General features: G+C 71.1%; 19 protein-coding genes and 1 tRNA gene. 13 read left to right on the top strand and 7 right to left on the bottom strand.

What is annotated here, in order from left to right; genetic code table 11:
• Positions 1 to 93: 93 nt before the first annotated feature.
• Positions 94 to 1,299: a Nonspecific lipid-transfer protein gene (locus tag ELX43_RS06000; protein ID WP_127782571.1), complete on the top strand. Its 1,206-nt coding sequence runs from the start codon at positions 94 to 96 to the stop codon at positions 1,297 to 1,299.
• Here ELX43_RS06000 and ELX43_RS06005 read toward each other — a convergent pair.
• The gene (locus ELX43_RS06005) at positions 1,296 to 2,057 is read right to left on the bottom strand and encodes an SDR family oxidoreductase (RefSeq protein ID WP_127782572.1); all 762 of its coding nucleotides are present in this window, start codon (positions 2,055 to 2,057) and stop codon (positions 1,296 to 1,298) included. The genes ELX43_RS06000 and ELX43_RS06005 overlap by 4 nt on opposite strands.
• Positions 2,058 to 2,266: 209 nt before the next feature.
• On the opposite strand from ELX43_RS06005, the gene ELX43_RS06010 reads away from it, so the two are divergent.
• Positions 2,267 to 3,868: an acyl-CoA synthetase gene (locus ELX43_RS06010; RefSeq protein WP_127782573.1), complete on the top strand. Its 1,602-nt coding sequence runs from the start codon at positions 2,267 to 2,269 to the stop codon at positions 3,866 to 3,868.
• Between the two features lie 42 nt (positions 3,869 to 3,910).
• Here ELX43_RS06010 and ELX43_RS06015 read toward each other — a convergent pair whose 3' ends face one another.
• Genes ELX43_RS06015 through ELX43_RS06025 form a run of 3 tightly spaced genes read right to left on the bottom strand, consistent with a single transcriptional unit; the run spans position 3,911 to position 6,764 of the window.
• Complete coding sequence (locus ELX43_RS06015) at positions 3,911 to 4,729, bottom strand: ABC transporter ATP-binding protein (protein ID WP_127782574.1); 819 nt, start codon at positions 4,727 to 4,729, stop codon at positions 3,911 to 3,913.
• Positions 4,726 to 5,778, bottom strand: coding sequence for an iron ABC transporter permease (locus ELX43_RS06020; protein ID WP_127782575.1), 1,053 nt, complete (start codon positions 5,776 to 5,778; stop codon positions 4,726 to 4,728). Before ELX43_RS06020 ends, ELX43_RS06015 begins: the two co-directional genes overlap by 4 nt.
• Positions 5,779 to 5,810: 32 nt before the next feature.
• Entirely contained in the window at positions 5,811 to 6,764 is a 954-nt protein-coding gene (locus tag ELX43_RS06025) for an ABC transporter substrate-binding protein (protein WP_127782576.1), read from the bottom strand.
• 341 nt (positions 6,765 to 7,105) lie between these two features.
• Between ELX43_RS06025 and pyk the strand changes: the two genes are divergently transcribed.
• The 4 genes from pyk (at position 7,106) to ELX43_RS06045 (ending at position 11,240) form a co-directional block, all read left to right on the top strand.
• A complete protein-coding gene (pyk, locus tag ELX43_RS06030) occupies positions 7,106 to 8,530 on the top strand; it encodes a pyruvate kinase (RefSeq protein WP_127782577.1) in 1,425 nt (474 codons plus the stop codon).
• Positions 8,527 to 9,399 (top strand): acyl-CoA thioesterase II, encoded by an 873-nt coding sequence (gene tesB / locus ELX43_RS06035; protein ID WP_127782578.1) that lies wholly within the window; start codon positions 8,527 to 8,529, stop codon positions 9,397 to 9,399. Before pyk ends, tesB begins: the two co-directional genes overlap by 4 nt.
• Before the next feature lie 87 nt (positions 9,400 to 9,486).
• Positions 9,487 to 10,443, top strand: coding sequence for an ATP-binding cassette domain-containing protein (locus ELX43_RS06040; protein ID WP_127782579.1), 957 nt, complete (start codon positions 9,487 to 9,489; stop codon positions 10,441 to 10,443).
• A 35-nt stretch (positions 10,444 to 10,478) separates the two neighbouring features.
• On the top strand, positions 10,479 to 11,240 hold the full coding sequence (locus ELX43_RS06045; protein ID WP_127782580.1) for an ABC transporter permease: 762 nt from the start codon (positions 10,479 to 10,481) through the stop codon (positions 11,238 to 11,240).
• Position 11,241: 1 nt separating this feature from the next.
• On the opposite strand, the gene ELX43_RS06050 is transcribed toward ELX43_RS06045, so the two are convergent.
• The 3 genes from ELX43_RS06050 to ELX43_RS06060 all read right to left on the bottom strand — a co-directional run bounded on the left by ELX43_RS06050 (position 11,242) and on the right by ELX43_RS06060 (position 12,945).
• On the bottom strand, positions 11,242 to 12,069 hold the full coding sequence (locus ELX43_RS06050; protein WP_127782581.1) for a hypothetical protein: 828 nt from the start codon (positions 12,067 to 12,069) through the stop codon (positions 11,242 to 11,244).
• A 96-nt stretch (positions 12,070 to 12,165) separates the two neighbouring features.
• A complete protein-coding gene (locus ELX43_RS17960; protein ID WP_241249808.1) occupies positions 12,166 to 12,537 on the bottom strand; it encodes a DUF4352 domain-containing protein in 372 nt (123 codons plus the stop codon).
• Between the two features lie 332 nt (positions 12,538 to 12,869).
• Positions 12,870 to 12,945, bottom strand: a tRNA-Leu gene (locus ELX43_RS06060).
• Positions 12,946 to 13,057: 112 nt separating this feature from the next.
• Here ELX43_RS06060 and ELX43_RS06065 point away from each other — a divergent pair.
• The 7 genes from ELX43_RS06065 to polA all read left to right on the top strand — a co-directional run bounded on the left by ELX43_RS06065 (position 13,058) and on the right by polA (position 22,071).
• Positions 13,058 to 13,669: a response regulator gene (locus ELX43_RS06065; protein ID WP_127784717.1), complete on the top strand. Its 612-nt coding sequence runs from the start codon at positions 13,058 to 13,060 to the stop codon at positions 13,667 to 13,669.
• Between the two features lie 252 nt (positions 13,670 to 13,921).
• Positions 13,922 to 15,109, top strand: a complete 1,188-nt coding sequence (locus ELX43_RS06070) for a branched-chain amino acid ABC transporter substrate-binding protein (protein ID WP_127784718.1) — start codon at positions 13,922 to 13,924, stop codon at positions 15,107 to 15,109.
• Between the two features lie 175 nt (positions 15,110 to 15,284).
• On the top strand, positions 15,285 to 16,289 hold the full coding sequence (locus ELX43_RS06075; RefSeq protein WP_127784719.1) for a branched-chain amino acid ABC transporter permease: 1,005 nt from the start codon (positions 15,285 to 15,287) through the stop codon (positions 16,287 to 16,289).
• Positions 16,286 to 17,521, top strand: coding sequence for a branched-chain amino acid ABC transporter permease (locus ELX43_RS06080; protein WP_127782582.1), 1,236 nt, complete (start codon positions 16,286 to 16,288; stop codon positions 17,519 to 17,521). Before ELX43_RS06075 ends, ELX43_RS06080 begins: the two co-directional genes overlap by 4 nt.
• Complete coding sequence (locus ELX43_RS06085) at positions 17,518 to 18,429, top strand: ABC transporter ATP-binding protein (protein WP_127782583.1); 912 nt, start codon at positions 17,518 to 17,520, stop codon at positions 18,427 to 18,429. Before ELX43_RS06080 ends, ELX43_RS06085 begins: the two co-directional genes overlap by 4 nt.
• Positions 18,416 to 19,135, top strand: a complete 720-nt coding sequence (locus ELX43_RS06090) for an ABC transporter ATP-binding protein (RefSeq protein ID WP_127782584.1) — start codon at positions 18,416 to 18,418, stop codon at positions 19,133 to 19,135. The genes ELX43_RS06085 and ELX43_RS06090 overlap by 14 nt, the downstream gene beginning before the upstream one ends.
• A 218-nt stretch (positions 19,136 to 19,353) precedes the next feature.
• Positions 19,354 to 22,071, top strand: coding sequence for a DNA polymerase I (gene polA, locus ELX43_RS06095; protein WP_206518201.1), 2,718 nt, complete (start codon positions 19,354 to 19,356; stop codon positions 22,069 to 22,071).
• The last annotated feature ends 16 nt before the right edge of the window (positions 22,072 to 22,087 follow it).

Consider the following 22,087-nt stretch of genomic DNA (forward strand, 5'->3'; position numbering starts at 1 on the left):
GGTCCGGGCGGAGGTGGTGAGGGTGGTTAGCGTCACACGGCAGTGCCCCGGTCTGCCCCGTCCAGCTCCACCACCTCCGTGAGGAAACAAGCCATGAGCGCACGCGCCTTCGTCGTCGGTGTCGGGATGACGCCCTTCTGCAAGGTCGAGAGCCGCGACTGGGAGTACCCGGACATGGTGGGCGAGGCCGTGAACGCGGCGCTGGCCGACGCTGGGCTGACCTACGACGCCGTGCAGCGGGCGTCGGTGGGCTACACCGCCGGCCCCTCGGCGCAGGGGCAGCGGGCGCTGTACGACATCGGGCTCACCGGTGTCCCGGTGTTCAACGTCAACAACAACTGCGCCACCGGCTCCAGCGCGCTGATGATGGCCCGCGAGTGGGTGCAGGGCGGTCAGGCCGAGTGCGCGCTGGCCGTCGGCTTCGAGAAGATGACCCGCGGCGGCATGACCGGGGAGATGCCGAAGGTCAGCACCATCGACCGGCACCTGGCCATCATGAAGAACGCCCACGGCATCGAGGCCTCGCCGATCACCGCGCAGATCTTCGGTGACGCCGCCCGTGAGCACATGGAGCTCTACGGCACCACCGCCGAGCAGATCGCTGCGGTCGCGGTGAAGAACCACCGGCACTCGGTGAACAACCCGTACGCGCAGTTCCAGGACTCCTACACCCTGGAGCGGGTGCTGGAGGACCGGATGATCCACCACCCGCTCACCCGGTCGCAATGCTCCCCGACGTCCGACGGTGCCGCCGCGGCCGTGGTGGTCAGCGAGGCCTTCGTGCGGGAGCACGGCCTGGAGGGCCAAGCGGTGGAGATCGTCGCCCAGGCGATGACCACCGACACCACCGAGTGCTTCGAGAGCAACCGGTGCATCGACGCCGTGGGCAGCCCGATGACTCGTGCCGCCGCCGAGCAGGTCTTCGCCGAGTCCGGGCTGACCGTGGACGACGTGGACGTCATCGAGCTGCACGACTGCTTCTCCATCAACGAGATCCTCACCTACGAGGGCCTCGGCCTGTGCCCGGTGGGCGAGGGCGGCAAGCTGGTGGAGTCCGGCGCCACCACCTACGGCGGCAGGTGGGTGGTCAACCCCTCCGGCGGGCTCATCTCCAAGGGCCACCCGCTCGGTGCCACCGGCCTGGCCCAGTGCGCCGAGCTGAGCTGGCAGCTGCGCGGGCTGGCCGACAAGCGTCAGGTGCAGGGGGCCACCGTGGGCCTGCAGCACAACCTCGGCCTGGGCGGGGCCTGCGTGGTCACCCTCTACCGGGCGGGCACCCTCACCGCCGCGGACGCCTAGCCGGCGGTCTTGCCGTTGTCCAGCAGGTAGACCCCGCCGGTGATCGCGGCGGCGTCGTCGGAGGCCAGGAAGGCGATCAGCGGGGCGACCTGGCTGGTCTCCATCAGCCCCCGCGGCGCCGCCGAGCGCATCACCAGGTCCAGGTCGGCGCCGTCGGGGAAGGTGAAGCCGGTGACCTGCGGGGTGAGCATCCCGCCCGGGCACACCACGTTGACCCGCAGCGTCGCCGCGGTGAACTCCACCGCCATGGCCCGGGTCAGCCCGATCAGTCCGTGCTTGGCCGAGCAGTACCCGGCCGAGTAGGCCTGCCCCTGCACGCCGGCCACCGACGACACGTTGACGATGTTGCCGGCCCGCTCCAGCAGGTGCGGCAGCGCGGCCTGGGACAGGAAGAACGGGGCGCTCAGGTTCACCGCCAGGTCGCGCTCCCACTGGTCGTCGCTGACCTGGCCGGTGTGCCGCAAGGTGTGGGCACCGGCGGTGTTCACCAGGACGTCCAGCCCGCCCAGCGCGGCCACGCACGCCGACACCGCCTCCCGGCACGCCGCCGGGTCGGCGAGGTCCACGGCCAGCGAGTGGCTGCTCGGGTCGGCGGTGACGGCAGCCATCGCCTGGTGCAGCTTGTCCTTGTCACGGGCGACGCCGAACACCCGGGCGCCGCGGGCGGTGAGCAGCCGGGCCACCTCCTGGCCCAGCCCGGAGGACGCACCGGTGACCAGGGCGACCTTGTCCTGCAGGGGCAGCTCCGTGCTCGTCATCGGCGGATGCTCCCACGGCCGAGGCCCACCCGGGGGACAGTCGCGCGGGGGGACTCCAGGCCCAGGGCAGCCCCAGAGAGCACATGCGTCCCGCGGACACCAGAGCAGTCCCGGTTGCCGGGACGCCGCTTGTGTCACACTGCTCGAACGTGAAGTGATCTGGGTTACACCCTTGACCTTGCCGGCCGCCACCCCTGAAGGACCGAGAGATGTCGCTGAACCTTGCCGACCTGTACGAGGCCGTCGCCGATGCCCTGCCCGACCACGAGGCGCTGATCTGCGAGGGCGACCGGCTCACCTACTCCGACCTGGACGCCCGCGCCAACCGGCTGGCCCACCACCTGCTGTCGCTGGGCCTGCAGCCGGGCGAGCACGTCGGCCTGCACATGCGCAACCGCATCGAGTTCGTCGAGGCCCTGCTCGCCTGCCTCAAGGCGCGGGTCGTGCCCATCACGGTGAACTTCCGGTACACCGACACCGAGCTGAGCTACCTCTACGACAACGCCGCCCTGGTTGCGCTGGTGGTGGAGGCGGAGTTCGTGCCCAGCGCGGCCGCGGTGCTGCCGGCCGCGCCCGGCATCAAGCACGTGCTCACCCTGGACACCCTGCCGGCGGGCACGGCCCTGTCCGGGGTGGAGCACGCCGACTACCACCAGGCGGTGGCCGCCCAGCCGGAGTCCCGCGGGTTCGGCGAGCGCAGCCCCGACGACCACTTCGTGATCTACACCGGTGGCACCACCGGCATGCCCAAGGGCGTGGTGTGGCGGCAGGAGGACTTCTACTACGCGGCGCTGGGCGGTGGAAACCACGGTGGCGAGCCGCTGAACACGGTGGCCGAGGTGGTGGAGTCGGCCACCGCCAAGGCCGGCACCCTGAAGTTCCTGGTGACGGCCCCGCTGATGCACGGCGCCGCGGTGTACTCGATGTTCAGCACCTTCTACATGGGCGCCACGCAGGTGCTGATGAAGCAGTTCGACGAGCTCGAGGTGCTGCGGCTGGTGGAGGCGGAGAAGTGCAGCTCGGTGATGCTGGTGGGCGACGCCATGGCCCGGCCGCTGGCCGACGCCATCGCCGAGCACCAGGGCGAGTTCGACCTCAGCTCGCTGTTCCTCATCGGCTCCGGCGGGGCGCTGTGGTCGCGCAGCGTCCGTGACCAGCTCACCGAGCTGCTGCCCAACATCTTCCTGCTGGACAACTTCGGGGCCTCGGAGTCCGGCGCCGACGGCCAGGTGCAGCTCGGCGCGGACGGACACGTGCGGCTGCCCGCGTCCAGCCACAGCGTGGTGGTGGACGAGCGGCTGCAGCCCATCGCCCCCGGCTCCGAGGACATCGGCTACCTGGCGCGGCTGGGCCACGTGCCGCTGGAGTACTTCCGCGACCCGGCCAAGAGCGCCGCCACGTTCCCGGTGGTGGACGGCGTGCGGATGTCGGTGCTGGGCGACATGGCGCAGGTGGAGGCGGACGGCACCATCGTGCTGCTGGGCCGCGGGTCGCTGTGCATCAACACCGGTGGCGAGAAGGTCTTCCCGGAGGAGGTGGAGCAGGCGTTGAAGAGCCACCCTGCGGTGATGGACGCCCTGGTGGTGGGCACTCCGCACCCGCGCTTCGGCGAGCAGGTGTCGGCGGTGGTCCAGGTGCGCGAGGGCGAGCAGGAGCCGTCGCTGGAGGAGCTCATGGCGCACTGCCGCACCCAGGTGGCGGGCTACAAGGTGCCGCGCGCGCTGGTGGTGGCGCCGACGATCGTGCGCTCGCCCAGCGGCAAGGCCGACTACCGGTGGGCGAAGAAGACCGCGGCGGAGTCGCTCGCCTGACGTCTGGTGCGACGACGCCAGCGCCTGCCGTCCGCGACCGGGTCAGTCCGGGCGGGTGCTCGGACGCAGCGGCACCACGGCCAGCGAGCCGTCGCCGGGGTCGAGCACGGTGAGCTCGGCCTGGTAGCGCTCCCGCAGCACGTCCGTGCGCAGCACCTGCGCGGGCGTGCCCGCGGCCACCGGCGCGCCCTCGTGCACGAGCAGCAGGGCGTCGGCGTACTGCCCGGCCAGGGTGAGGTCGTGCAGGGTGGTCACCAGCGTGGTGCCGGTGGAGTGGCGCAGCTCGTCCAGCAGCTCCAGCAGCTGCTGGGCGTGGCCGATGTCCAGGCCGGTGGTGGGCTCGTCCAGCAGGAGCACCTGAGCCTGCTGGGCCAGCGCCCGGCCGAGCACCGCCCGCCGCCGCTCGCCGCCGGAGAGCCGGTCCAGCCGTCGCCCGGCGAGCGCGGTGAGGTCGAGCTGGGCCAGCACCTGTGCTGCCAGCGCGGTGTCGGCGGGGCGGTCGGCGCCCCGCATCGAGCGGTGCGGGACGCGGCCGAGCAACACGTAGTCGGTGACGGTCAGGTCCGCCGGCAGCACGGGCTCCTGCGGGGCGTAGGCGAGCACCTTGGCCCGCTGGCGGGGGTTCATCCGGCGCAGCTCGCGCCCACCCAGGCACACCTCCCCGGTGCAGGGCAGCAGCCCGGCCAGCGCGGCGAGGAGGGTGGACTTGCCCGCACCGTTGGGGCCCACCACCGCCAGCCAGGAGCCCGGCGGCACGTCCAGGTCCACCCCGCGCAGCACGGAGGTGGCGCCGCGCTGCACCCCGAGGTTGGTGGCCCGGATGCTGCTGGTGGTGGGCCCGGTGGGGCGCGGGCCGCTCATGCGGGGACCTTGGTGCGGCGCAGCAGCAGGGCGAAGAACGGTCCGCCCACGAAAGCGGTGACCACGCCCACCGGCAGCTCGGCAGGGGAGACCACCGTGCGGGCCAGCAGGTCGGCCAGCACCAGGAACGCTCCGCCGGCCAGCAGCGACACCGGCAGGATCACCCGGAAGGAGCCACCCAGCACCAGCCGCACCAGGTGCGGCACCACCAGTCCCACGAAGCCGATGAGCCCGGACACCGACACCGCGGCTGCCGTGCCCAGCGACGCGGCCACCACGATGAGCAGCCGCGCCCGGCCGGGGCGGATCCCCAGGGTGCTGGCCTCGGTGTCGCCCAGGCTGAGCACGTCCAGCAGGCGCCCGCAGCCGGCGAGCGCCCCGCAGCTCACCCCGACGTAGATGGCGGTCTGCACCACCGCGCCCCAGCCCGGCGTGCCCAGCGAGCCGAGGATGAACGAGTAGATGGCGCGGATGCGGTCGGGGTGGGCGGTCTGCAGCGCCAGCTGCACCGCGGAGAGGAACGCAGCGACGGCCACGCCGGCGAGCACCAGCACCCCGGGGCCGGACCCGGCCGACTGGCTCACCAGCCACGCCAGCCCGACCCCCACCAGCGCACCCACGAACGCCCCGGCGGGCACCGGGTCGATCGGCAGCGTGTCCGGCGTGACCAGCACGATCATCAGGGTGGCGCCCAGCCCGGCTCCGGCGGCGGCGCCCAGCAGGTAGGGATCGGCCAGCGGGTTGCGGAACACGCCCTGGAACGCGGCACCGCAGCAGGCGAGCGCGGCGCCCACCAGCACGCCCAGCAGCACCCGCGGCACCCGCAGCTGCCAGAGGATGGCGGCCTCGGTGGAGCTCAGCGGCGAGGTGCCACCGGTGACCTGCGCCCAGACCTCGCCGAACACCCGGCCGGGTCCCAGGTCCACGGCGCCGATGAGCACCGCGGCCACCACGACGACCACCAGCCCCGCCACGGCGATCACCAGGTGGCGGGGCGTCAGGCGGGTGGGGGCGGCGACGGACACCGGCGAGCCGGGTGGGTGCGTCATTGCTTCGAGCGTCACTGCTCCGGGCGTCGCGCTCAGCCGGCCGACCGGGAGCGCACCGCGTCGGCGGCGGCAGCCAGCAGGTCCACGGTGCGCGGGCCCCAGCGGGAGGCGAGGTCGTCGTCCAGCGCGACGATGCTGCCGGTGGCCACCGCGGTGGACCCGCCGAGGCCCGGGCGTGCGGCGTAGGTCTGGGCGTTGGCGTTGCAGCACTTGGTGTCGGCCAGGAACACCAGGTCGGGGTCGGCCTTGGCCAGGGCCTCGGCGGAGAGCTGCGGGTAGGCGTTGCCCGGCGAGCCCGCCGAGTCGGCGATGTTGGTCAGGCCCAGCCGGGCCAGCAGCGTGCCCACGAAGCTGGCCGAGGTGACGGTGTAGAGGGTGGGCTCGAGCTCGTAGTAGTAGCTCAGCGGTGTGGTCTGCTGGGGCACGCTGGCCACGATGTCGGTGACCTTCTGCTGCATGCCGGAGACCACCGCCTGGGCCCCGGCGGTGTGGTCGGTCGCGGTGCCCAGGGTGTTCAGCTGCGCGTAGGTGTCCTCCAGCTGGTCCGCCGCACCCAGCAGCAGGGTGGGCACCTGGGCGGTGCGCAGGCCGTCGACCAGGCCGTTGGCGTCGTCGGAGGCCACCACCAGGTCCGGCTCGTGGGCCAGCACCGCCTCCAGGTTGGGCGTGAACGCCGACAGGTCGGTGATCGGGGCGTCCGGGGGGTAGGTGGAGTAGGAGTCCACCGCGATCACCTGCGAGCCGGCGCCGATGGCGAAGAGCATCTCGGTGCCGGTGGGCGACAGCGAGACGATCCGGCTCGGCCTGGCGGGCACCGTGGCGTCGCCGTTGTCGGCCTGCACGGTCAGCGGGTAGGCGGTGCCGGCGGTCGGGGTCACCGGGTCGGTGCGCTCGGCGCCGCACGCGGTGAGCACCAGGGCGAGGGCGGCGAGCAGGGCCGCGAGCGCGGGCGCTCGACGGGCCCGCGGCGTGCTGAGGGGGGTCATCGGGGCGTTCTCCTGAGAGCTCTGCCCAGCGGATGTTGTACCTCCGGCCGCGAGCGACCGGGCGACACTCCACCACTGCTGCGGGGGTGGTTGCGCACCAGTGCCTCCTCGGCGACCTGGCTCACCATCCCCAGCGGGGGTGGAATCACAGTTGCGGCACAGCGCCGGGATCTCACCGGACTTCGCTACGGAGGCACTGACCGGACGAGACGGCTCGACCAGCACAGGGACGCTAGCACCGGCCGGCACCGCGAACGAATCCGCGGCGACCCCGTGCCTGCGGTGTGGCCTAGGTCCCTCCACGGGGGTGAGCCTCGCGCGGACGGGACTAGGCTGGGCTCGTGAGTCGTCGAGCGAAGATCGTGTGCACCCTGGGCCCTGCGACAGACAGCCAGGAGCTGGTCCATGAGCTTGTCGAGTGCGGCATGGACGTGGCCCGGCTCAACTTCAGCCACGGCTCCCACGGCGACCACGAGCGGACCTACGGCTACGTGCGGGCGGCGTCGGACCGCAGCGGCCGCGCCGTGGGAATCCTGGCGGACCTGCAGGGACCGAAGATCCGGTTGGGCCGGTTCGTCAACGGCAAGGAGCTGTGGGCCAACGGCGAAGAGGTCCGCATCACCGTCGAGGACGTCCCCGGCACCCACGACCGGGTCTCCACCACCTACTCCGAGCTGGCCAAGGACGCCCGCGCCGGTGACCGGCTGCTCGTCGACGACGGCAACGTCGGGCTCGTGGTCACCGCGGTCGAGGGCAACGACGTGGTCTGTCGGGTGACCGAGGGTGGCACCGTCAGCAACAACAAGGGCCTCTCGCTGCCCGGGGTGAACGTGTCGGTGCCGGCGCTGTCGGAGAAGGACATCGCCGACCTGGAGTTCGCCATCGACCTGGGCGTGGACGTGATCGCGCTGTCCTTCGTGCGCTCGCCCGCCGACATCGACCTGGTGCACCAGGTGATGGACCGCAAGGGCCGCGGCCGGCTGCCGGTGATCGCCAAGCTGGAGAAGCCCGAGGCCATCGACAACCTGGAGGCCATCGTGCTGGCCTTCGACGGCGTGATGGTGGCCCGCGGCGACCTGGGGGTGGAGCTCCCGCTGGAGCAGGTGCCGCTGGTGCAGAAGCGCGCCATCCAGGTGGCCAGGGAGAACGCCAAGCCGGTGATCGTGGCCACCCAGATGCTCGAGTCGATGATCAGCAACTCCCGGCCCACCCGCGCCGAGGCCTCCGACGTCGCCAACGCCGTGCTGGACGGCGCCGACGCGGTGATGCTCTCCGGCGAGACGTCGGTGGGTGCCCACGTGATGGCCACCGTGCGCACCATGAGCCGCATCGTGGAGGCGGTGGAGGCGGAGTCCACCGCGGTCCCGCCGCTGAACCACGTGCCCCGCACCAAGCGCGGCGTGCTCTCCTACGCCTCCCGCGACATCGGCGAGCGGCTCAACGCCACCGCCCTGGTGGCCTTCACCCAGTCCGGCGACACCGTGCGCCGGCTGGCCCGGCTGCACACGCCGCTGCCGCTGCTGGCGTTCACGCCGCAGCAGGAGGTGCGCAGCCAGCTGGCCATGACGTGGGGCACCGAGACGTTCATCGTCCCCAAGGTCAGCACCACCGACGAGATGGTCGACCTGGTCGACAAGGCGATGCTGGAGATGGACCGCTACCAGCGCGGTGACGTGGTGGTCGTGGTGGCCGGGTCCCCGCCCAACACGGTGGGCTCCACCAACCTGATCCTGGTGCACCGCCTCGGCGAGGAGGACCACGGATGACCGGGGTGGTCGCCCAACCTGAGCTCGACGAGCTGGTGCAGCTGCTCGACCTGGAGCGCATCGAGGAGAACATCTACCGCGGGGTGAGCCCCACGACGGCGCCCACCCGCGTCTTCGGTGGCCAGGTGGCCGGCCAGGCACTGGTCGCGGCCGGGCGCACCGTCTCCAGCGAGCGCCAGGTGCACTCCCTGCACGCCTACTTCATTCGCGGCGGCGACCCCCGCGTGCCCATCGTCTACGAGGTGGACCGGGTGCGCGACGGACGCTCCTTCGCCACCCGCCGGGTCACCGCGATCCAGCACGGCAACCCCATCTTCGCGCTCTCGGCGTCGTTCCAGGAGGCCCAGGAGGGCGTGGAGCACACCACGCCCATGCCCGACGTCCCCGCACCGGAGGAGCTGCCCTCCCTGCCGGAGCGCCTCACCGGGTACGAGGACCTGTTCGGCCCCCGTGCCACGCTGCGCCGGCCCATCGACATCCGCTACGTCAACGACCCGCCGTGGGTGCGCCGCGCCACCGGCGCTCGCTCCACCCGCAGCCAGGTGTGGATGCGCGCCGACGGGGTGCTGCCGGCCCAGCCGCTGCTGCACGTCTGCGTGCTGGCCTACGCCTCGGACATGACGCTGCTGGACTCGATGATGTCCGGCCACGGCCTGGCCTACGGCATCGACAAGGTGCTGCTGGCCAGCCTGGACCACGCCATGTGGTTCCACCGTCCGGTCCAGGCCGACGAGTGGGTGCTCTACGACACCGAGTCGCCCACCGCCTCCGGCGGCCGCGGCCTGGCCACGGGTCGGTTCTACTCCCGCGGCGGCGAGCTGTTGGCCACCGTGGTCCAGGAGGGCCTGCTCCGCGTCTCGAACCGGTAGGGCGCACCACCCCTCCGCCACAGCGCTGTTGTTGTCGGCGCCCGGGTGCATAGTGTGGCCCCACCACCGGCAAGGGGGAAGGTCGCGATGATTCACGCACGCGGGTTGGCCCGGTCGTTCAAGACCAAGACCGGGCCGGTGCAGGCGGTGGCTCCGCTGGACCTCGACGTCAGCGCCGGCGAGATCGTCGGGCTGCTCGGCCCCAACGGCGCGGGCAAGACCACCACGCTGCGGATGCTCACCACCTTGCTCGACCCCACCGAGGGCACGGCCACCGTGGCCGGTGCCGACCTGCGCGAGCAGCCCCGTGAGGTGCGCCGGCGCATCGGCTACGTCGCCCAGGTGGGCTCCGCGCCGGCGCCGGGCTCGCGGGTGGCCGAGGAGCTCGTCACCCAGGGGCGGCTGTACGGGCTGAGCCGGGCGCAGGCGCAGCAGCGGGTGACCGAGCTGCTGCCCCAGCTGGACCTGGGAGAGCTGGGTGGCCGGGCGCTGTCCGAGCTCTCCGGTGGGCAGCGTCGCCGCTTCGACGTGGCCAGCGGCTTGGTGCACACCCCGGGGCTGATCTTCCTGGACGAGCCCACCACCGGGCTGGACCCACAGAGCCGGGCCAACCTGTGGGAGCACATCCGCACGCTGCGCGACGAGCGCGGGGTGACCGTGGTGATCACCACGCACTACCTGGACGAGGCCGACGCGCTCGCCGACCGCATCCTGGTGATGGACCAGGGGCGCATCGTCGCCGACGACACCCCGGACGCGCTCAAGGCGGCCGTGTCCGGCGACGTCATCACCGTCAGCGTGGACGGTGACCTGGCGCTGGCCGAGGTGGTGGCCCGGGAGGCCATCGAGGTCCGGGAGGCGCGCGTGGAGGGGGAGACGCTGCAGCTGACCGTGGAGCGCGGCGACGTGGCGGTGGCCCCGCTGCTGCGCGCGCTGGACGCCGCCGACCTGCCCCTGCGCACGGTCACCGTGGCCCGCCCCACCCTGGACACCGTCTTCCTCACGCTGACCGGACGGTCGCTGCGCGAGGACGCGCCGGCCTGACGTGCTCCTGCTCCTGCTGACCTGAGAGGACCCCCATGCGCTCCACCCTCGACGCGACGTCCGTGGTGTTCACCCGGGACATGCGGCTGCTGCTGCGCAACCCGGTGTGGGTGTTCTTCGGGCTGGCCCAGCCCGTCCTGTTCCTGGTGCTGTTCGGCCCGCTGCTCACCAACGTGCGCGCGGGCGGGCTCGGCGGCGAGGCGTCGTGGTCGCTGTTCGTGCCCGGCCTGCTGCTGCAGCTCACCATCTTCGGGGCGGGCTTCGCCGGGTTCGGCATCATCCAGGAGATGCGTGAGGGCGTGCTGGAGCGCCAGCGGGTGACCCCGGCGCCGCGGCTGTCGCTGCTGCTCGGGCGGACGCTGGGCAACACGGTGACCATCGGGGTGCAGGGGGTGATCCTGGTGTTGGTGGCCGTGCCGTTCGGGTTGCGACCGACCTGGGGTGGGGTGGCGATCACCCTGGTGCTGATCTGCGTGCTGGCTCTGGGGGTGTCAGCGGCGTCGTACTCGATGGGCATCATCCTCAAGGATGAGGACTCCTTCGCCCCGTTCGTGCAGGGCGTCTCGCTGCCCCTGCTGCTGCTGTCCGGGGTGTTCCTGCCGATGTCGCTGGCGCCGGGCTGGCTGGAGAACCTGAGCAGGATCAACCCGCTGGTGTACCTGGTGGACGCGGCGCGCTCGCTGTTCCGCGGCGAGCTCTCCGGCGGCACGGTGACGACCGGAGTCATCGTCACCGTGGTGCTCACCGCGCTGCTGGCCTGGTGGGGGACGCGCACCTTCCAGCGGATGTCCGCCTGAGCTAGCCGGTGACGCGGAAGCTGGCCAGCGGGGCCGGTTTCGGACCGTAGAAGTAGATGAGCACCGGACCGCCGGGTGGCAGGTCGAAGGCGACGTCGCCGATCAGCTGTCGGCCCGCGTCGACCGTGCCGTCCATCTGTTGGTTCACCACACCGATCGAGGGGGTGCGCGTGGTGCCGTCGGCGACCTCGGCGCGGAAGTCGTAGTCGCTGACGTAGGTGGAGCCGGCGCTGACCGACACGGTGAACGTGGCCACCAGGTAGGAGCCACTGGCGGGGTCGTCACCGAAGTCGTTCTCCGGCTCGCTGATGCGCCGGGTGCCGTTGAGAGTGACGGTGCCGGCGATGTCCTCGGCGCCAGGTGCGGCCACCGTGAAGGAGACGGTGGTCCCCACGCCGGGCGGACCAGTCGGGGCGGGGGCGAGCGTCGTGGTGCTGGGCGCTTGGGTGCTCGGCGCCGCGGACGGCACGGCGGTCCGGGTGGTGCTGGTGCGCACGGCGGTCGCGGAGGGGGCAGCAGCACTGGCCGACGGCGTGGGCTCCTCGACGCCGGTCGAGGCCTCGGCGGGCTCCGTGGTGGTGGTCGGTGAGCGCGTGCTGGGGAGCGCGGTGGCGGTCGGGCGGTCGTCCGACTGTGGTCGCGGGTCGGAGTCATCGCCCATCAGCCCGACCACGAGGACCACGACGACGATCGTGGCGACGGCTGCCACCGCGATCAGCCCCGCCAGCAGCCAGCGGTGCACCACGACCGAGTCCTGCGGGGGACCACTCTCGCCCGGGGGAGCCGGCTGGTCGGGATCTTCGGGGTGGGTGAGGTGGTCGTCAGACATCACAGTCCTTCGGCTCCGCGAAAAGCGGAGCGGCGCAACGGGGTAGGCGGAGCAGCCGGGTGGTGTCCCGGCGGCGCGGCCTACTTTCGCACGGATCTAGCTGAGCCGGACGGTCACTCCTCCGGAGAACACCGAGTCGTGCAGCTCCAGCGTTGTGGGCACCGCGTCCTTCGGGATGTCGAAGACGAGTGTGCCTTGCACGCTGTTGCCCGGGTTTATCTCAGCCAGGAAGTTGTCCGAGTCGAGGTAGATGCCTGCCATAGTGTCCGTGGACAGCTCTCGTCCCTGCTGGTCAGTCATCTTCTGGGCGCTCCCGGCGAACATTTGTTGGCGGTCCCCAATGTTTCGCACAGTGAGCTTCACAACGACGAACTGGCCCTGAGCTGTGGCCTTCAAGTAACCGCTGCCGACCGAAGCCTTTCCGGGCTGGACGGTAGTCACCACGAACTCGAACTTTCCGTCGCGCACGGGACTGCCGATCGTGGCCAGCGGAGGTGCACTCGCCGATGGCTGAGGGCTGGGAGGTGCATTCACCGATGGCTGAGGGCTGGGCGGTGGATCCACCGATGGCTGAGGGCTGGGCGGCGCGCTGGCCGATTGCTTAGAGCCTGCTGACTTGCCCGCGGAATATCCGTCCGAAAACTCTTCACTCGAGGCAACAGCGATAGCGCCCATGAAGACGATGAACGCGGCGAGTGCGATGAGAATTTTGTGGCGAGCAATCCAGCTCGGCCTCGCTTCGGGCAAGCAGGCGAATGCGTCTGGACGCTCGCCTGCGGCATCACGCCGACCGGGTGCTGTGGTGCCCTCGGTGAGATTCGAACTCACACTGGACGGGTTTTGAATCCGTTGCCTCTGCCGTTGGGCTACGAGGGCTCGCCGGGCCCCACTCTAGAAGACGCGGACAGCCGCGGTCGTGCCGGTAGGCTCAGCCTCCCAGCAGGACGGCAGGAGGCAGCCCGTGAGCGACCCACTCAGCAGGCGTTCGATGGTCGACGGTGCTCCCAGCTCCGACGGTAACCGCAAGCCCCGGCGCGTGCTCGTGGCCGAGGACGAGGCGCTGATCCGGCTCGACCTGGTGGAGATGCTCCGCGAGGTCGGCTACGAGATCGCCGGCGAGGCGGCCGACGGCCAGGAGGCGGTCGACCTCACCCGCTCCCTCAAGCCCGACGTCGTCATCATGGACGTCAAGATGCCCCGCCGCGACGGCATCGACGCCGCTGGCGAGATCGCCGCGGAACGTCTTGCGCCCGTGGTCATCCTCACCGCCTTCAGCCAGCGGGAGCTGGTCGAGCGTGCGCGCGACGCCGGCGCGATGGCCTACCTGGTCAAGCCGTTCTCGGTGGCCGACATCGTGCCCGCGGTGGAGCTGGCCGCCTCCCGCTTCGCCGAGCTGTCCGCGCTGGAGGCCGAGGTCGCCGACCTCAACGGTCGCCTCGCCGCGCGCAAGGTCATCGAGCGGGCCAAGGGCGTGCTCATGCAGACGCTCTCGCTCACCGAGCCGCAGGCGTTCCGCTGGATCCAGCGCAACGCCATGGACCAGCGCACCACCATGCAGGCGGTCGCCCAGGCGCTGCTGGACCAAGCCACCTCCGACTGACCGGGGCCATTCCCCGCCCGGACGGGGAAATCCGACTAAACGGACACCGTCTTCGTCGGAAACGGGTCGGCCATTGTTACGGCGAGTTATTTTTGTGTCGCCACTTCGTCACACGCGCTGCCGCTTCACCGTTGTGGCGTTACCTCTGCGTTAGGTTCACCCCCGTGTCGGCGCGCGCCGACGCCTCCCGGCGTTACTGGGGGACTCGACCACCCGGAGGTTTACGTGCGTCGTCGCAAGCTCACAACGGTTTTGGTGCTGGTGGGAGCCGCCACCTTGACCCTCAGCGCCTGTGGCTCGAAGTCGAGCGACAGCTCCGGCGGATCGGGCTCGTCCGCACCGCTCGCCATTGCGCCGCTGGTGCAGATCGACCAGTCCGGCAAGGAGGTTGCGGCTTCCAGCACCACCGCCGCAGCCGACCCGGCCGGGGACGGAAAGGCCACCTGCACCAACGTCAAGCTGGCCTTTGCCGGCGCCAAGACCGGCCCCAACGCCGCCCTGGGCATCAACATCCGCAACGGCGCCAAGGTGGCGCTGGATGCGCACAACAAGGCCAACCCGGGCTGCCAGGTGGAAATGGTGGACTTCGACACCGAGGGTGACCCGCAGAAGGCCACCCAGGTGGCGCCGCAGATCGTCAGCGACCCCTCCGTCATCGGCCTGCTCGGCCCGGCGTTCTCCGGCGAGACCAAGGCCACCGGCGGCATCTTCGCCCAGGCCGGGCTGCCCTCGCTGAGCGCCTCGGCCACCAACGTCGCGCTCACCACCAACGGCTGGAAGACCTTCTACCGCGGTCTGGCCAACGACGGCGTCCAGGGTCCCTCCGTGGCCAAGTACCTCACCGACTCGCAGGGCTTCAAGAAGATCTGCGTGGTCCAGGACGACTCCGACTACGGCGTGGGCCTGGCCAAGGCCGTCGAGGACGCACTGGGCAGCGCCGCCGACAAGAGCTGCTCCGCCAGCGTCAAGACCGGTGACAAGGACTTCTCCGCCACCTCCACCTCCATCAAGAGCGCCAACGCCGACGCGATCTTCTACGCCGGCTACTTCGCCGAGGCGGCGCCGCTGGTCACCCAGCTGCGCAGCGCCGGCGTGACCGCCAAGTTCGTCTCCGCCGACGGCACCAACGACCCGGAGTTCGTCAAGCAGGCCGGGTCCTCCGCCCAGGACGCGCTGCTCTCCTGCCCGTGCGGCCCGGCGCCGGACAGCTACAAGGCCGCCTACAAGGCCGCGAACAACGCCGAGCCGGGTGTCTACTCCACCGAGGGCTACGACCTGACCACGATCATGCTCAAGGGCATCGACGCCGGGAAGACCACCCGCGCGGACCTGGCGGCCTTCGTCAAGAGCTACGACGGCGCCGGCCTGGCCCGCAACTACAAGTGGAACGACAAGGGCGAGCTCGACAACGCCCTGATCTGGATGTACCAGGTCAAGTGATCCACCCCTGACCCGAGCTGAGGGCAGTGCCTGACCGGTCGTCCGGCACTGCCCTCAGCGCGGTCACGGGCTGCACCCCTTCCTGCCCACCCTGCTACGAGCTGCTGGGAGCACACATGAAACGGCGTGGTCTGTGAGCACGACGACCGGCGCGACGGCCGACGGCGCCACGACGCTGGCGGTGAGCCCCATCGGGTTCGACGTCGAGTCCCTGGTGGACAACTTCTGGCAGCTGACCGTGGACGGACTGTCCTACGGCGCCATCTACGCCCTGATCGCGGTGGGCTACACCCTGGTGTACGGGGTGCTCAAGCTGATCAACTTCGCCCACTCCGAGATCTTCATGCTCGGCATGTTCGGGCAGTACCTGGCACTGATGGCCCTCGGCTTCGCCCCCAGCGGCAACACCTACACCGAGGGCATCGTCTTCACCGTCGGCTACCTGGCCATCGCGCTGGTGGCCGGCATGCTGGTCTCTGGCGGGGCCGCGGTGGCCCTGGAACGAGTCGCCTACCGGCCGCTGCGCAAGCGCCGTGCCTCCTCGCTGACCTTCCTCATCACCGCCATCGGCGCCTCCTTCGTGCTGCAGGAGTTCGTGCACTTCATCCTGCCGCGCATCGACTCCGACCTCGGTGGCTCCACCGCGCAGCAGCCGATCAAGCTGGTCGACCCCAAGGAGCAGTTCACCGTCTTCGGCGCCTCGGTCACCAACGTGACGCTGGTGATCATCGTGGCCGCGCTGGTGCTGGCCGCGATGGCCGACATCGTCATCAACCGCACCCGCTTCGGCCGAGGCATCCGCGCGGTGGCACAGGACCCGGACACCGCGACGCTGATGGGGGTCTCCCGCGAGCGGGTGATCATGCTGACGTTCCTGCTCGGCGGTCTGCTCGCCGGCGCTGCCGCGCTCTTCTACACCCTCAAGATCCCCTCCGGGATCATCTTCAACGGTGGCTTCATCCTCGGCATCAAGGCCTTCGCCGCCGCCGTGCTCGGCGGCATCGGCAACCTGCGCGGCGCCCTGCTCGGCGGGCTGCTGCTCGGGGTGATGGAGCTCTACGGCCAGGCGCTGTTCGGCTCCGAGTGGCGCGACGTGGTGGCCTTCGCGCTGCTGGTGGGCGTGCTGCTGATCCGCCCGACCGGAATCCTCGGCGAGTCACTCGGAAGGTCACGCGCATGAGCACCTCGGCCAAGGACCTCACCCCGCCGCCGGTCGGCGCCAAGTCCGCCGGCGAACCACCCCCGCGCGGGGTGGGCGACGCGCTGCGCGTGTGGTGGAACGGCCTGGCTCGGCCGGCACAGTGGGGCTTCGCGGTGCCGGCCATCCTCGTCATCGCGCTGCTGCCAGTGCTCAAGCCGCCGCTGATCACCACCCCCGGCACCGACTTCGGCGGGGTGATGGCCCAGTTCTCTGTCTACGCGCTGCTGGCCATCGGGCTCAACGTGGTGGTCGGCCAGACCGGGTTGCTCGACCTCGGCTACGTCGGGTTCTACGCCATGGGCGCCTACACCGTGGCCATCTTGACCAGCCCCAACTCGCCGTGGAACCAGACCGGTCCGGACGGCTGGCTCAGCGACAAGTGGGCCTGGTTGGCAGTGCTGCCGCTGGCGGTGATCATCACCGCGATGTCGGGGGTCATCCTGGGCACGCCAACCCTGCGGCTGCGCGGTGACTACCTGGCCATCGTCACCCTCGGCTTCGGTGAGATCGTGCGGCTGCTCAGCGACAACCTCAAGGAGATCACCGGCGGCGGGCAGGGCCTGTCCGCGGTGGCCTACCCGCGGGTGGGGGAGACCGAGGCCAACCCCAACGGCATCTTCTCCGCCGGCAACAACAGCGGCGCGGTCAACTCCGGCGTCTGGTGGTTCTGGCTCGGCATCGCGCTGATCATCCTGGTCCTCGTGCTGGTGGGGAACCTGGAGCGCAGCCGGGTGGGCCGGGCCTGGGTGGCGATCCGCGAGGACGAGGACGCCGCGGAGATCATGGGCGTGCCCACCTTCCGCTTCAAGCTGTGGGCCTTCGTGATCGGTGCCGCCATCGGTGGCCTCTCCGGTGCGCTGCTCGCCGGGCAGGTGCAGTTCGTGGTGCCGACCGGGTTCAACGTCATCAACTCCATGCTGTTCCTCTGCGCGGTGGTCCTCGGCGGGCAGGGCAACAAGCTCGGGGTCATCGTCGGGGCGTTCATCGTCGTCTACCTGCCCAACCGGGTGATGTCGATCGACATCGGCGGCCAGTCGCTGGGCGACTACAAGTACCTGTTCTTCGGCGTGGCGCTGATCGTGCTGATGATCTTCCGGCCGCAGGGGCTCTTCCCGGTGCGCCAGAAGCTGCTCGCGATGGGCCGCCAGGTGTTCCTGGCGGTGCACCGACGCCCGACACCGTCCGAGGCACCAGTGGAGGCACGCCCATGAGCGAGGAGACCGTCGACGTCCCGCAGGACAGCGAGCTGGTGGTGGATCCCGCGGCGGTGAACCCGGCGCTGACCGACGACGCCGCGGTGGCCGCTGCGGTGGCCCCGCAGCGGGAGGTGCTCACCGCCGAGGGCGGGGCACTGCTGCAGGCGCGCAACCTGACCATGCGCTTCGGCGGGCTGACCGCCCTGGACGACGTCACCTTCGACATCAAGCGTGGCGAGATCCTGGGCATGATCGGTCCCAACGGCGCGGGCAAGACGACCTGCTTCAACGCGATCACCGGGGTCTACCGGCCCACCTCCGGAGAGGTGCTCTTCGACGGTGCCCCGTTGGGCAAGCTCAAGCGCCACCAGATCACCCAGCGCGGCATCGCCCGAACCTTCCAGAACATCCGCCTGTTCGGGGAGATGACGGCGCTGGAGAACGTGGTGGTGGGCACCGACGCCCGGCACCGGACCTCCGTGCCCGGCGCGCTGTTCCGCAGCCGCCGTCACGCCGCCGAGGAGCGCGACGCGGTGGAGCGCGGGATGGCGCTGCTGGAGTTCGTCGGCATCGCCCCGCGCGCGGTGGAGAAGGCCCGCAACCTCTCCTACGGCGACCAGCGCCGCCTGGAGATCGCCCGGGCGCTGGCCACCGAGCCCAAGCTGCTGTGCCTGGACGAGCCGGCCGCGGGGTTCAACCCCAGCGAGAAGTCGGCGCTGATGGACCTCATCCGCAAGACCCGCGACGACGGGTTCACCGTGCTGCTCATCGAGCACGACATGCGCCTGGTGATGGAGGTGACCGACCGCATCGTGGTGCTGGAGTTCGGTCGCAAGATCGCCGAGGGCCTGCCCAAGGATGTTCGGGAAGACCCGGCCGTCATCGCCGCCTACCTAGGAGTGCCCGACGATGCCCTTGCTTGAGATCTCCGACATGACGGTCAGCTACGGCCGCATCGAGGCGCTGCACGGCATCTCCCTGTCCGTGGAGGAGGGCGAGCTGGTCACCCTGCTGGGGGCCAACGGCGCCGGCAAGTCCACCACCATGCGGGCCATCTCCGGGCTGCTGCCGCTCACCCGCGGCACGGTGGTCTTCGACGGCCAGGACATCACCCGGGTGAAGGCGCACGAGCGGGTGCTGCGCGGCATCGTGCAGGCGCCGGAGGGCCGCGGGGTGTTCCCGGGCATGACGGTGCAGGAGAACCTGGACATGGGCTGCTACGCGCGCAAGTTCGCCACCAAGGCGGAGTACAACCAGCGCCTGGACTGGGTGTTCGAGCTGTTCCCGCGGCTGCTGGAGCGGCGCACCCAGGTGGGCGGCACCATGTCCGGCGGCGAGCAGCAGATGGTGGCCATCGGCCGGGCGCTGATGGCGCGCCCGCGGGTGCTGCTGCTGGACGAGCCGTCGATGGGGCTGGCGCCGATGATCATCCAGCAGATCTTCCGGATCATCAGCGAGATCAACTCCCAGGGCACCACGGTGCTGCTGGTGGAGCAGAACGCCCAGCAGGCGCTGACCCGCTCCGACCGCGCCTACATCCTGGAGACCGGCGAGGTCACCCGCACGGGGCCGGGCCGGGAGCTGCTGGCCGACGACAGCGTCAAGGCCGCCTACCTGGGCGTCGCCTAGCCCTTGGGGCGTCTGCAAGTACCACCAACCAGGCGCCCCAAGGTCAGCAACCGCTACCAAGCCCCGCTCTGCCGCCCCGCCCCCGGCGACGCCCCGGCTGTCGGTGCTGGTCTCTAGACTTCGGCCTCGTGAGCCCCACCGCTGAGAACACCGCGCACACCCCCGCCGTCGAGCCCCCGGCCGCCGACGTTCCGGCCGCCGACGAGCCGGCCGCTGCCGTGCCGCCCGCCGACGCCGGGACCACCCAGCCGACGCTGCTGCTGCTGGACGGGCACTCGCTGGCCTACCGCGCGTTCTTCGCCCTGCCCGCGGAGAACTTCCGCACCACCAGCGGCCAGACCACCAACGCGGTCTACGGCTTCACCTCCATGCTGATCAACCTGCTGCGCGACGAGAAGCCCACCCACGTCGCCGCCGCGTTCGACGTCTCCCGCCAGACCTTCCGCGCCGAGACGTTCCCCGAGTACAAGGCCAACCGCAGCGCCACCCCGGACGAGTTCCGCGGCCAGGTGGACATCACCAAGGACGTGCTGGGCGCCATGGGCATCCCGGTGATGGCGCTGGCCGGCTACGAGGCCGACGACATCATCGCCACCCTCACCACCCAGGCCACGGCGCAGGGCTTCCGGGTGCTCGTCTGCACCGGCGACCGCGACGCGCTGCAGCTGGTGGACGACAACGTCACCGTGCTCTACCCGCGCAAGGGCGTCTCCGAGCTCACCCGCTTCACGCCGGAGGAGGTGCAGACCAAGTACAACCTCAGCCCGGTGCAGTACCCGGACTTCGCCGCCCTGCGCGGCGACCCCTCCGACAACCTGCCCGGCATCCCCGGGGTGGGGGAGAAGACCGCCGCCAAGTGGATCCGCGAGTACGGCTCCCTGGAGGAGCTGGTGCAGCGGGTGGACGAGGTCAAGGGCAAGGTCGGTGCCTCGCTGCGGGAGAACCTGTCCTCGGTGCTGCGCAACCGCCAGCTCACCGAGCTGATCCGCGACGTCAGCCTGCCCTACACCCCCGAGCAGCTGGTGCTGGCGCCGTGGGACCGGGAGAAGATCCACGGCCTGTTCGACGACCTGGAGTTCCGGGTGCTGCGGGACCGGCTGTTCGAGACGCTGGCGTCCTCGGAGCCCGAGGCGGAAGAGGGCTTCGACGCCCGCGGCACCACCCTGGAGCCGGGCACCGTGCGTGAGTGGCTGGACACCCACGCCCGCGACGGCTCCCGGGTCGGGCTGTCGGTCAGCGGCACCGGCACCCCCTTCGGCGGCGACACCCTGGGGGTGGCGCTGGCTGCAGCCGACGGCGAGGGCGCGTTCGTCCGCACCTCCGCCATGGACCCCGACGACGAGGCGGCGCTGGGCCAGTGGCTGGCCGACGCCACCATCCCCAAGGCCGCCCACGAGCTCAAGCGGGCCCTGCACGCGCTGCGCGGCCGCGGCTGGACGCTGGTCGGGTCCACCAGCGACACCGCACTCGCGGCGTACCTGGTGCGCCCGGGCCAGCGCAGCTTCAACCTCGCCGACCTGGCGCTGCGCTACCTGCACCGCGAGCTGCGCGCGGAGACCTCCGACGACGGGCAGCTGTCGCTGCTGGACGCCCCCGACGCCGCGGAGGCCGCCGAGGCCACCGGCGAGATCGTCCGGGCCCGTGCCGTGCTCGACCTGGCCGCGGCGCTGGACCAGGAGCTGGCGGAGATCGAGAGCACCTCGCTGCTCACCGAGATGGAGCTGCCGCTGCTGGAGGTGCTGGCCGAGCTGGAGGCCACCGGCATCGCGGTGGACGCCGACAGCCTCAGCGACCTGCAGTCGTCCTTCGCCGCGCAGGTCAAGGAGGCCGCCGACGCTGCCTACGCGGTGATCGGCAAGGAGATCAACCTGGGCTCGCCCAAGCAGCTGCAGGTGGTGCTCTTCGACGAGCTGGACATGCCCAAGACCAAGCGCACCAAGACCGGCTACACCACCGACGCCGATGCGCTGCAGACGCTGTTCACCAGCACCGGGCACCCGTTCCTGGAGCACCTGCTGGCCCACCGCGACGCCACCCGGCTGAAGGTCACCGTGGACGGGTTGCTCAAGTGCATCGCCGAGGACGGGCGCATCCACACCACGTTCAACCAGACGATCGCCGCCACCGGCCGACTGTCCTCCACCGACCCCAACCTGCAGAACATCCCGGTGCGCAACGACGCCGGCCGCCGCATCCGGCAGACCTTCGTGGTGGGCCGCGACTCCGACGGCACCCCCTTCGAGACGCTGATGACCGCGGACTACAGCCAGATCGAGATGCGGATCATGGCGCACCTGTCCGGCGACGAGGGCCTGCTCGAGGCCTTCCGCACCGGGGAGGACCTGCACACCTTCGTGGGCTCGCGGGCCTTCGGGGTGCCGCTGGAGGAGGTCACCCCGGAGCTGCGCCGCCGGGTGAAGGCAATGTCCTACGGGTTGGCGTACGGCCTCAGCGCGTTCGGGCTGGCCAGCCAGCTGCGGATCTCCACGGAGGAGGCCCGTGAGCAGATGGAGGCCTACTTCCGCCGCTTCGGCGGGGTGCGCGACTACCTGCACGAGGTGGTGGAGCAGGCCCGCAAGGTCGGCTACACCTCCACCATCTTCGGGCGCCGGCGCTACCTGCCCGACCTCACCAGCTCCAACCGCCAGCGCCGCGAGGTGGCCGAGCGCGCCGCGCTCAACGCTCCTATCCAGGGCAGCGCCGCGGACATCATCAAGATGGCCATGCTCGGCGTGCACACCGCGCTGCACGAGCAGGGGCTGCGCTCCCGGATGCTGCTGCAGGTGCACGACGAGCTGGTGCTGGAGGTCGCCCAGGGCGAGCGCGAGCAGGTGGAGCAGCTGGTGCGCACCTACATGGGCAACGCCTACCCGCTGGACGTGCCGCTGGAGGTCTCGGTGGGCACCGGCTCGTCCTGGGACGCCGCCGCCCACTAGCCCACTAGCCCGCCGC

Origin of the sequence: Rhodococcus sp. X156, from assembly GCF_004006015.1 — a bacterium.
GTDB lineage: Bacteria > Actinomycetota > Actinomycetes > Mycobacteriales > Mycobacteriaceae > X156.